Consider the following 2637-nt stretch of genomic DNA (forward strand, 5'->3'; position numbering starts at 1 on the left):
CTCCCACCGGCCCCCGGTACCCCCTCCCCCGCGGCGTCGCCCTCCCTGCCGATCGGCCGAGAGGTGGCGGCAGGGCGCTGGAAGCGCTGGGGCCGGAGTAGACGGGCGCCGGCGCCACGGTGACCGCCCCCCCACCCGTACGCACTCCCACCGGCCCCGGTAGCCCCTCCCGCGCGCGTCGGCCTCCCTGCCGATCGGCCGAGGGGTGACCGGCACGGCACTGGAAGCGCTGACGCGGAGTAGACGGGCGCCGGCGCCACGGTGACCGCCCCCCACCCGTACGCAATCCCACCGGCCCGACCCACCCCCTCCGGCGCCCGTAAAATCGACCCCACTGTGTCTGATTCGCTGAGTACCCCAGAACCTCCCAGGCCCGCCCCCGGTGATCATCACCCCGGCGAGTCCGTCCGCCGTACCCGCGCCAAGGGCGAGCCGCGCTTCCCCGACGGTCCGAGGGCCGATCCCGCGGGGTCGCATTTCGAGCGGCGGATCAGGAGTTTCCAGCCGCGCCGCAGCCGGGTGACCGCCGGACAGGCCGACGCGCTCCAGCGGCTGTGGGCGAAGTGGGGCCTGGACATCGACGGACACGGCGTCGACCTGGCCGACCTGTTCGGCAACGACAACTCGGTCGTCCTGGAGATCGGCTTCGGTATGGGCGAGGCGACCGCCCAGATGGCCGCCGCCGACCCGGAGACGAACATCCTCGCCGTGGACGTCCACACCCCCGGCCAGGGCAATCTCCTCAACCTGGCGGAGCAGACCGGCCTGAAGAACGTCCGCGTGGCCAACGGCGACGCGATCATCCTGCTGCGCGAGATGCTCCCCCCGGACTCCCTCGACGGCCTGCGCGTCTACTTCCCCGACCCCTGGCCCAAGAAGCGCCATCACAAGCGGCGCCTCATCCAGCCGGAGTTCCTCAGCCTGGCCGCGACCCGGCTGAGACCGGGCGCGCTCGTGCACTGCGCGACCGACTGGGAGCCGTACGCGGAGCAGATGCTCGAGGTGCTCACCGCGCACCCCTGCTTCGCCAACACCCGGGCGGACGGCGGTTTCGCGCCGCGTCCCGACTTCCGGCCACTCACCCGTTTCGAGGGACAGGGGCTGGACAAGGGTCATGTGGTGAACGACCTGCTCTTCCGCCGCGTACAGCACGAGGGTCGCCGGGATCACTGAGCAGCCATACGGGATCACTGACCAGCCGTAATTGCCTCCACCACCGTCCTCTCCCTCGTTAGGGTCGATGCCGTGGCCACCAGTTCCCCGTTCCCACCGCTTCCCCCGCACCCGCCGCAGCCCGGCGGCCCGGCCGAGGGCGGTGTGCTGCGGCACGCGCACTGGTGGCAGCACAAGTGGGTCCGTTACGGGGCGCTGATCACACTGCTCGTCCTGTCGGGGCTGGTGATCCTCGCCCTGGTCCGTGAGCAGACGGGCACGGAGGGGTTCCTGGTCGGACTGGGCCTCGCGGTGCTTCCCGTCCCCCTCCTCATAGCCGCCTTCCGCTGGCTCGACCGGGTGGAGCCCGGCCCCTGGCGGAATCTGGTGTTCACCTTCGCCTGGGGCGCGTGCGCGGCGGCGCTGATAGCGATCGTCGCGAACAGCTTCGCGGTCCGCTGGATAGCGACGGCGACGGCCGACCCCGCCCACGCCGACACCCTGGGCGCGACGGTCATCGCGCCCGTCGTCGAGGAGTCCGCCAAGGCGGCGGCCATCCTCCTCGTGTTCCTGTTCCGCAGGCGGGACTTCACCGGAATCGTCGACGGGGTGGTGATAGCCGGGGTCACCGCCACCGGCTTCGCGTTCACCGAGAACATCCTCTACCTCGGCAACGCCTTCGGCACCGACCAGCTCACCGGGGACGGCGGCATCGCCTCCGTCACCGTCGCGACGTTCTTCGTGCGCGTGATCATGTCGCCGTTCGCACACCCCCTGTTCACGGTCCTGACCGGCCTCGGCTTCGGCATCGCCGCACTGTCCGGCGAACGCCAGCGCGTGCGACGCGTGGTGCTCCCCCTGTGCGGCCTGTTGCTCGCGATGCTCATGCACGCCCTGTGGAACGGCTCGGCGACCTTCGGCGACTGGGGCTTCTTCGCCGTGTACGGGGCCTTCATGGTGCCGGCGTTCGGAGTGCTGACCTGGCTGGTGGTGTGGACGCGCCAGCGCGAGCTGGGCACCGTGCGCGACGAGTTGCCCGCGTACACGGCCGCCGGCTGGCTCAGCCCGGCCGAGCCGTACGCCCTCGGCTCGATGCGGGCGCGCAGGGTGGCCCGGCAGTACGCCCGCCGGCATCTGGGCAGGCCGGCGGCGCGGACGGTCGCTCAGTACGAGGCCTACGCCACGTCCCTCGCGTTCCTGCGGCACCGCGGGCGGAACGGGCGGGGCGGCGCCGACTTCGTCGTACGGGAGCGGGAGTTGTTGAACGAGCTGTGGCGGCGCAGGGAGGTGGCCCGGCCCGCGCTGGAGCACGCGTCCCGACTGACCGCGCCCCTGCCGGTGTACGGGGCGTACGGGATGCACGGGGGGTACGGAGGGTACGGGTATCCCATGGGGGCGGTGCCCTCGCAGCCCGGGTACTACGGGTACCCCGGGTACGCCTCACCCCAGCCGCAGGCCTCGTACACCCCGTACCCCCAGCCCGCC

Annotated in this window: 2 protein-coding genes; both read left to right on the forward strand. The window is 72.1% G+C overall.

Annotation, left to right across the window (positions count from 1 at the left end; genetic code table 11):
• Positions 1-336: 336 nt before the first annotated feature.
• The gene (gene trmB, locus BM536_RS16505) at positions 337-1173 is read left to right on the forward strand and encodes a tRNA (guanosine(46)-N7)-methyltransferase TrmB (protein ID WP_211362887.1); all 837 of its coding nucleotides are present in this window, start codon (positions 337-339) and stop codon (positions 1171-1173) included.
• A 72-nt stretch (positions 1174-1245) separates the two neighbouring features.
• Positions 1246-2637, forward strand: a 1392-nt coding sequence (locus BM536_RS16510) for a PrsW family intramembrane metalloprotease (protein ID WP_079275300.1), incomplete at its 3' end; no start/stop codon positions are given.

The organism is Streptomyces phaeoluteigriseus, assembly GCF_001896135.2.
GTDB classification, from domain to species: Bacteria; Actinomycetota; Actinomycetes; order Streptomycetales; family Streptomycetaceae; genus Streptomyces; species Streptomyces phaeoluteigriseus.